This is a genomic window from Archangium sp. (assembly GCF_036389735.1).
Taxonomy (GTDB): Bacteria; Myxococcota; Myxococcia; order Myxococcales; family Myxococcaceae; genus Archangium.
Genome location: NZ_DASVWK010000053.1, coordinates 1 through 8,042 on the forward strand (window position 1 = coordinate 1; position 8,042 = coordinate 8,042).

Genomic DNA, 8,042 nt, shown 5'->3' on the forward strand with positions numbered 1-8,042 from the left:
CCCCTCAGGTCAAACCCACGCCTCTCACCGAGACGGCGCCCAAGGCTCCATCCGCGAAGGTGGCAGGCCAGTCCGGCAAGCCGGCCTCGGTGCCCACCCCGTCCTCGGACGCTGGCCCGCACGAGCTGTTCGTCGCGGCGCTCGCGGCCTTCGACGCGGGGGACTACGAGGCCTCGCGCAAGGGCTTCGAGCAGGTGGTGGCCAAGGCGCCCCAGAGCCTCAACGCGCAGTTCAACCTGGGGCTCATCGCCGAGCGCCAGGGCAAGTTCGCCGAGGCCCAGGCCGCCTATGAGAAGGTCCTCTCGGTGGACCCGAACCACCAGGCCTCGCTGCTGAACCTGGGCCGGCTCTACCGCCTGCAGGATCGGTTCGACGCGGCCATCAGCCTCTACGAGACGGCGCTGAAGACGCCGGGCCGCGAGCATGACGTGGGGCTGCTCAACAACCTCACCGTGGCGTACCGGCTCGCGGGCAAGTTCGAGCTCGCCGAGGCCACCGCCCGCCGCGTGCTGGCCCGCAGCAAGGACAACCCGGACGCGTACAAGAACCTGTCGCTCATCTACTACGACCAGGGGCAGTACCGGCTCGCCGAGGTGGTGAGCGCCAACGCGCGCAAGCTCGATGAGAAGGACCCGGGCATCTACAACAACCTGGGGATGATCTACCTGAAGCTGGAGGACCGCGCCCGCGCGCTCGTCCAGTTCCAGAAGGCCGTCTCCCTCGATGAGCGCTTCGCCCCCGGCTACCTCAACCTCGGCGCCATGGCGCTGGCCTGGCGCGATTACGCCGGCGCCGAGCGCTCCTTCGCCAAGGCCCTGGAGCTGGAGCCCGGCTCGCACGAGGCGTGGCTCTACTACGCGTACTCGCTGGACGGGCAGAAGGGGAGGGACCCCAAGAAGGGGCTCGCGGCGGGCGAGGCCTTCGAGAAGGTGCTCGGCCTGCGCGCGGAGCAGCCAGAGGCCATCTGCGGCGCTGGCTGGGCCTACGCCGTCGAGCGCACCGGCTGGGACAAGGCCGTGGGCTTCCTCCAGCGCTGCAAGGACCAGGGCACCACGGGCGCCCAGGACAAGCAGATGATCGAAGCAAAGCTCCAGGGCATCGAGGCCATGCGCAAGAACGCCCAGCCCGAGCCCACGCCCGAGGACGAGAAGAAGCCGAACCCGGCCGCCGTGGGGGGCAGTGGTTCGCTGCTGGACAAGGTGTCCGACGAGGCCGCGCAGCAGGAGGGTGCGCCCGCGCAGGAGGCCGCGCCCGCCGAGGGTGCTCCGCCCGCGGAGGCGAGCCCCGAGACGCCTGAGGGTGGGCCGGAGGCCGAGGCCCCGGCCGAGGCTCCACGGACCGAATAACCTACCGGCCCCAGTGGGAAAATTTTTCCACTCCCTGGGGCCCCTGAAGTCGCTGGAGCGAGCGCACCCCTGGGATTTCAAGGGATTCCGCGGCCCAGGACGTTGGTGCAGGGCGTGCAAGGAAGCGGGGGGGAACCTCACCTGGGACCCGCTGTCCCATCCGACGAGGAGGCCTGAATGAGACGACTGGCAGCGGCAATGGCGGTGGTGGCGTTGTGGGCGGGGCCGGCGGTCGCCGAAGAGGCGAAGACCGAGGTGAAGGTCATCCAGGAAGAGGACAAGGTCGTCGTTCGCAAGAAGACGAACATCGACTTCACGGACATGGCGGTGGAGGGCGAGCTCACCAAGCCGGAGGGCTCGTACGTTCTCAACCGGAAGAAGACGGACTTCCAGAGCCTCATCCGGGTCCGCGACAACTTCAATCCCGAGTTGCAGAAGTCGGTCGACAACCTGTGAGCGGGCGGGCTGGGAACGCGGACGGAAGGGAGGAGGAAGGGTCCTCTATGGCGGCGGGGAAGAAGAACGGATTGATGCTGCGGATCACCGGACCGGATGGCTCCGTACAGGAAGCCATCTCCGAGGCCGAGAGCGTCATCGTGGGGTCGGGTGCACAGGCGGCGGTGAAGATCCTGGACCCGAAGGTCTCCAACCTTCACGTGATGTTGAAGGTGGAATCCACGGGGACGGTCACGGCCATCGACCTGGGCAGCGAGAGTGGCACGCAGGTGGGCGGACAGCGGGTGGTGGGACCGCGGACGCTCTCGCCGGGTGACGTGCTGATGCTGGGTGGCTCGCAGGTGGAGGTGCTCTTCGGAGCAGCCGAAGCGCCTCCTCCTCCGGTGGGCGCGAAGGTGAGCGGACCGACCCTCCAGGGTTCGGTGCTGCACCACCAGCCCGTGCAGGTGGTGGACCCTCCGGTGCCACTGGTGCCTCCGGGGCTGCGCAGCCGGGTGGCCAACAAGCCACGGCGACGGGCGCTGGCGCACCTCCAGGAGCCACTGCCTCCCGAGGCACTGCCCACCAAGGACGACAAGGTCCTCCAGGTGCAGCAGCTCTGGGGAGACCAGATGCTGGGGGTGCAGCACTTCCGGGACGGGGTGCCGGTCACCATCGGCGAGGCGAAGAAGAACTTCTTCCACATCTTCGAGGAAGAGGTGGGAGCGCGGCACGTGCTGGCGGTGGGGCGCGGCGAGCTGTACGAGCTGCGCGTCCCCGACAGCGCGGGCGTCTTCGTCACCCGCAACGGCGACGTGCGCACGAAGGACAGCCTGCGCTCCGAGGGCAAGCTGTCGGCCTCGGGCCGGGAGCACGTGTACACGCTCGGCCTGCACGAGCGCGCGGAGGTGTCGCTCGGCACGCTCACCTTCGTGGTGCGCTACGTGCGGCCCTCGCCCGCCGTGGTGGTGAACACGCTGGAGCAGGCGGACTACACCTGGTTCAAGATCGCCAGCATCTGCTTGCTGGCGGCCGGCGCCGTGGTGGCGGCCATCGTGCTCTCGCCCCGTGAGGCGCAGACCGAGAGCGACATCTTCGAGAACCAGCAGCGGGTGGCGAAGCTGCTCGTCACCCCTCAGAAGAAGCTGGAGCAGAAGAAGCTCCACCTGAAGGGCCTGGAGGAGGGCGCGAAGGCCAAGAACGAGGAGGGCAAGTTCGGCAAGGAGGAGGCCAAGAAGGCCGAGGCCGATCCCTCCAAGGCGGGCACCCCCGTCGTCGACAAGACGAAGCGCGAGAAGGATCGCCAGGTGGTGGGCAAGGTGGGTCTGCTCGGCGCCTTCAAGGGGCTCAAGGGCGGGGCCTCGGACGTCTTCGGACCGGGTGGCGTGGGCACGGGCCTCAACAACGCGCTCGGTGGCCTCAAGGCCGGCGCGGGGATGGGCGATGCCCAGGGCGTGGGCGGACTCGGCTCGCGTGGCAGTGGCACCGGCGGTGGCGGCACCGCGATGGGTCTCGGCGGCCTGGGCACCAAGGGCAACGGCCGGGGCATGGGTGACGGCGGCGGTATCGACCTCACGGGTCGCGGCAAGACGGTCACCAAGATCGTCCCCGGGAAGACCACGGTGGTTGGCGGCCTCGACAAGGACGTGATCGCCAAGATCATCCGCAGCCACCAGAACGAGATCAAATACTGCTACGAGACCGAGCTGAACAAGAACCCGAGCCTCGCGGGCAAGGTGTCGGTGGCCTTCACGATCGATCCGGCGGGCGCGGTGTCGGAAGCGAACGTGACGGAGACCACGCTGAACAACTCCACGGCGGAGAACTGCATGCTGTCGCGCATCCGCCGCTGGAAGTTCCCCGAGCCCAAGGGGGGTGGCGTGGTGGCGGTGACGTACCCGTGGCTCTTCTCGCCGGCGGGTGAGTAGTCGCTCGCGTCTGTGTAGCTGAAACCGTGTTGCGAAAACCCCTCTCCCTTCCTGGGAGAGGGTCCAGGGTGAGGGTCGTCTCGATGAAGAAGCCGCTGTTGGTCGCCGTGTTCGCGCTGCTACCCACCGCCGCCATGGCGCAAACGCCTCCGGAAGGTGTCCCACTGGAGGTCCGCCGCGGCTTCTTCACCGAGGCCGACATCGGGACGTTCTTCACCCTGGGCGGGGAGAACATCTACTCGAATGCGCAGACGTACCTGCAACTCGGTGTGGGGTACGACCTGACGGACAAGGTCTCGCTGGGGGTGCACTTCGGGCTGGGCGCGTCGGCGGCGAACTGCTTCGCCGGCTACCTGCCGGGCTCGGACCTGTGCCGCATGTCCGACAACTTCACGGTGGCGTTCGGTGACGTGACGGCGGCGTACATGGTGCCGCTGGCCGAGCGCCTCTACCTGATGCCGAAGGTGGCGGCGGGCCTGACGCGGATGGATCCGGCCCCGGTGGGCGAGGGCGATCCGGGCCAGCCCATGACGGCGCCCAACGCCGGGGTGGGCATCGGCATCGAGTACGCGACGCCGATGGATCACTTCTCGGTGGGGGCGGACTTCATGGCCCGCTACATCATCGGGCCCAACATCCCGACCTTCGCCCTCTTCCCGCGGGTGAAGTACACCTTCTGAGCCGGAACTAGTCGGGCCGGAAGTGCGTGGTGGACGCCTGGAGGTTCAGGGTGTCGAAGACCGTCGAGGGCGCGAAGGCCGTCACCTGGAGCAGCGAGTCTCCCGTCCGGAAGACGGACACCTCGAAGCGGTACGGCTTGCCGTCCTTGTCCGCGCTGCCGGCGAGGGTGGCGATGCTCGGCGCCTGGACGCTGTTGCCATCGTCGGACGTGTCGGCCACCAGGAAGCCGGGGTACTTCGCCTTCAGGCTCTGGATGACGCCGTCGCGGGCCTCGCGCAGGTCCGCCGTGTTCAGCTCCGTCCAGGGGCGCACGGACACCACGAGGTTGCCATTCGCATCCGGGTGGGTCAGCCACGCGTCGATGCTGCCGTCCGTGGTGCGGATGACCTCCTCCTTGCGGCGGTACCAGCCCCCACTGGGGACGTTCAGCTTGTAGGGGTAGCGGTCACCGACGAGGGTGTCAGTGGGGCCGAGCAGGTTGCCCTCGAGGTCCGGCCGCAGGGCGATCCGCGCCCGCTCCATCAGGGGCTGGTGGGCCGAGAGCCGGACGAAGCCGATGACCTCCACGCCCACGCCCAGCAGCACCGCCGTCAGGGCCACGCCGGCCATGAAGGCGGAGGGCCTCGTCCACACGAGCACCATGAGGCCCACGGAGAAGGCGAGCACGACGAGCGTGAAGAGGTACTGCGCCTGGTAGAAGCTCATCCCTCCGAAGAGGAACAGCCCCAGCAGCAGCCGGATGAAGGCGAAGGTGCGATACTGCTCCCTTCCCCGGAGGAAGCCGACGCCGAGGAACGCGTCGATGCCCACGCCAATGAGCGTCCCGGCGAGCTGGGCCGCGCGCAGCGAGGCCTCCGAGGACACCGAGGGCAGGAACAGGAACTCGAAGAGGTGCAGCACCGCGTTGAGCAGCAGGATGCCGCCAGCGAGCGGGAGCACGTTCGTCGCGGGGAGCGCGGACCGGGCCTTGGCCTCATCGGCGTCGTCGGTGAGGACGACGCGCCGGACCGGGACGGGGTCCTCCAGCGACTCGAGGGTGATGTAGTCCACCTCCACCGTGGGCACGCGATCCTGGGAGAGCTCGGACTCGGGCGGTGGGGGCACGGCGAGACTGAGCGGCGCGGGCCGGGCCACGGGGACGATCGGGATGGCCGTGGCGGAGGCGCGGTCCACGGGGAGGGTCGCGATGCCAATGGCGGAGGGTCGGCTCGGCGTCGAGGCCGTGGTCCGACCGCAACGGGGACAGAGGCTCACGGCCCTCGGCCGGTGTTTGAGACCGCAGTGAGGGCAGTTGATCCAGTCGTCCACGGAGCCTCCCCGCTCACCTTCTAACAGAGTGCGACTGTCGGGAGATAGATGGTTGCCGGCGAGTTGTCGCCCTCAAGGCAGAGCGTTCGTGGCTTGCCCGGTGGGGGCGAGCGAGCAGGCGGGCGCGTATCCCCGCTGGCAGGCCCGGGTATAGAGGGCGCTGGCCCGGGTCTGGTCGCGGACCAGCCCGCCGAGCCCCTCGCGGAAGAAGTCCGCCAGCAGGGCGCACCCCCGCGCGTCGTCCAGGTCGCAGGCGCGGGTGTAGAGGGTGGCCGCGCGGGAGTCATCCCTGGAGACGCCCTCGCCCGCCTCGGCGAGCACGCCCAGGTTGGAGCACCCGACCCCATCGCCTCCGTCGCAGGCGCGCTCGAAGGAGGCCGCCGCCTTCACCGCGTCCCGGGCCACGTCGTCGCTCTTGAGGTAGACGAACCCCAGCAGGGTGCAGCCCGGAGCGCTCCCCCGGTTGCAGCCCTCCTCGATGAGGCTCAAGGCGCGCGGGCCATCCTGGGCGACGCCCCGGCCCTCGCGGTGCAGGGTTCCGAGGTAGCTGCACCCATCGGGGTCCTCGCCCCGGCAGGCCTTCTCGAAGAGGAGGGCCGCGCGAGGCTCGTTCTTCGTCAGCTCCTGACCCCGCAGGTGCATGAGTCCGAGGTTGGTGCAGGCCAGCCAATGGTTGCCGTCACAGGCCTGCTCGTAGAGCGAGGCCGCCCTGGCGTTGTCCTGGAGGCCCGACTCGGGCATCTGGTGCAGCCTGCCGAGGTTGTAGCAGCCGGACATGCTGCCGAGCTCGCAGGCCTTCTCGTAGGAGGAGCCCGCGCGCACCAGGTCCTGGCTCACCCCGAGGCTCGTCTCGTAGGCGATGCCCAGGTTGTCGCAGGAGTCGCCCGAGCCCCAGCCGCAGGCCTTCTCGAAGAGCGCCGCTGCCCGGCGCTCGTCCTTGGGGAGGCCGGTGCCATGGACCAGGGCCCGGGCCAGGTTCGAGCAGCCGTACGCGTCTTCGCCCTGGCAGGCGCGCTCGAAGAGGGCGGCCGCCTTCGCGTCGTCCTGGGGCACGAGGTGTCCGCGGATGTGCAGGGAGCCCAGGCCATTGCAGGCGTTCGCGGAGCCCGTGCGGCAGGAGAGGTCGAGCATCCCGGGGTAGGCGAGCTCCGGATTCACGCCGAGCACGTACCCGGGGTACTCGCGGGCGCAGGCCAGCACGGCGAGCAGAAGGGCCGTCGCGCCCGCCCAGGCGAGGCTCCTGCCCACCGCGCCACCGGGAGCCGCCGGGCGCTGGCCCCGGAGGTAGAGCAGGCCCATGAGCGCGCCGGAGAGCGTCCCGCCGAGGTGCGAGGCGTAGTCGATCGTCCCCCCCACGCCCGCGACGGCCAGCGGCAGCAGGGAGGGCACGAGGATGCGCAGCGTCGCGGTCTGGAGCGTCGAGCGCTCGGCCTGGGCCTGGACGTTGCGCGACAGGACGAACAGGCCCGCGAGCATGGCCATCACCCCACCCGAGGCCCCCACCGACACCACGCCGGACTTCTGGAGCAGCAGCGACAGCGCTCCTCCCCCGAGCGCCCCGGCGACGAAGAGGTTCCACGTCCGCGCGCGTCCCACCAGTGACTCGAGCACCAGTCCGGCCATGGCCAGCGCGGCGCCATTCAACACGAGGTGGGCCACATTCGCGTGGAGCAGCGGCGCGGTCAGCAGGCGCCACCCCTCGCCCTCCTCGAGGATGCTCGCGCGGAAGAGGCCCCCGAGCGCCACCAGCGTCCGCACATCCAGGGCGAGGAGGTCGGCGGGCTCACCCAGGTCGAGCACGTGCTCCGCGACGAAGGTCAGCGTCAGCACCGTGAGGAGCGACACCGTCACCGCGGGGAAGGGAGTGCGGGCCTCGTGGGCCGATGTGGCGCTCTCCGCGCTCGTGTTCATTCGTGCCAGCTCGTGTGCCGTGTTCAGGACCGTGCACTCTAGCTGGAACCCGGGGCCTTCTGGATAGGAGAGAGTGGTGGCCCCATGAAACGGCGAGAGGGCCGCGGGTGGGAGTCCGTAGACCCTCACCCCGGCCCTCTCGTGGAGGCAGCGGGTGGACCCATGTGGGCCCAATACCCTCACCTCGTGATTACGTCGCCTCGCCGCGCTCCTCGCGCTTGCGGTCACGATCGGCGCGGTAGCGCTCGTTGGAGCTCAGCGCCTTCTTGCGCATGCGCACCGACTTGGGCGTCACCTCCACCAGCTCGTCGTCGGCGATCCACTCCAGCGCCTTCTCCAGCCCCATCTCGCGCGGCGGGGTGAGGATGACGTTCTCGTCGCGGCCCGCGGCGCGGATGTTCGTCAGCTTCTTCTCGCGGCACGCGTTGACGTT

General features: G+C 69.6%; 6 protein-coding genes and 1 pseudogene. 4 read left to right on the forward strand and 3 right to left on the reverse strand.

From position 1 onward, the window contains the following. The 4 genes from VF794_RS01945 to cglE form a co-directional block, all read left to right on the forward strand. A partial coding sequence (locus tag VF794_RS01945) for a tetratricopeptide repeat protein (protein ID WP_331107151.1) occupies positions 1-1,346 on the forward strand: 1,346 nt, incomplete at its 5' end. 177 nt (positions 1,347-1,523) lie between these two features. Continuing rightward, complete coding sequence (locus VF794_RS01950; protein ID WP_331107153.1) at positions 1,524-1,802, forward strand: hypothetical protein; 279 nt, start codon at positions 1,524-1,526, stop codon at positions 1,800-1,802. Positions 1,803-1,849: 47 nt separating this feature from the next. Continuing rightward, the gene (locus tag VF794_RS01955; RefSeq protein WP_331107155.1) at positions 1,850-3,709 is read left to right on the forward strand and encodes an AgmX/PglI C-terminal domain-containing protein; all 1,860 of its coding nucleotides are present in this window, start codon (positions 1,850-1,852) and stop codon (positions 3,707-3,709) included. Between the two features lie 83 nt (positions 3,710-3,792). Beyond that, positions 3,793-4,389 (forward strand): adventurous gliding motility protein CglE, encoded by a 597-nt coding sequence (cglE, locus tag VF794_RS01960; RefSeq protein ID WP_331107157.1) that lies wholly within the window; start codon positions 3,793-3,795, stop codon positions 4,387-4,389. A 7-nt stretch (positions 4,390-4,396) separates the two neighbouring features. On the opposite strand, the gene VF794_RS01965 is transcribed toward cglE, so the two are convergent. From VF794_RS01965 to VF794_RS01975, 3 genes and pseudogenes are all read right to left on the reverse strand, one after another. Further along, entirely contained in the window at positions 4,397-5,563 is a 1,167-nt protein-coding gene (locus VF794_RS01965; protein ID WP_331107159.1) for a hypothetical protein, read from the reverse strand. A 207-nt stretch (positions 5,564-5,770) separates the two neighbouring features. Then, entirely contained in the window at positions 5,771-7,609 is a 1,839-nt protein-coding gene (locus VF794_RS01970) for a rhomboid family intramembrane serine protease (RefSeq protein WP_331107161.1), read from the reverse strand. A 190-nt stretch (positions 7,610-7,799) separates the two neighbouring features. Beyond that, positions 7,800-8,042 (reverse strand): annotated as a pseudogene (locus tag VF794_RS01975) (translational GTPase TypA); the annotation flags it as partial.

What these genes read in the sequence shown, in the direction of transcription:
- VF794_RS01955 (WP_331107155.1), top strand. Translation starts at nt 1,850, where the DNA reads ATGGCGGCGGGGAAGAAGAACGGATTGATGCTGCGGATCACCGGACCG.
- VF794_RS01970 (WP_331107161.1), bottom strand. Translation starts at nt 7,609, where the DNA reads ATGAACACGAGCGCGGAGAGCGCCACATCGGCCCACGAGGCCCGCACT.
- VF794_RS01950 (WP_331107153.1), top strand. Translation starts at nt 1,524, where the DNA reads ATGAGACGACTGGCAGCGGCAATGGCGGTGGTGGCGTTGTGGGCGGGG.
- cglE (WP_331107157.1), top strand. Translation starts at nt 3,793, where the DNA reads ATGAAGAAGCCGCTGTTGGTCGCCGTGTTCGCGCTGCTACCCACCGCC.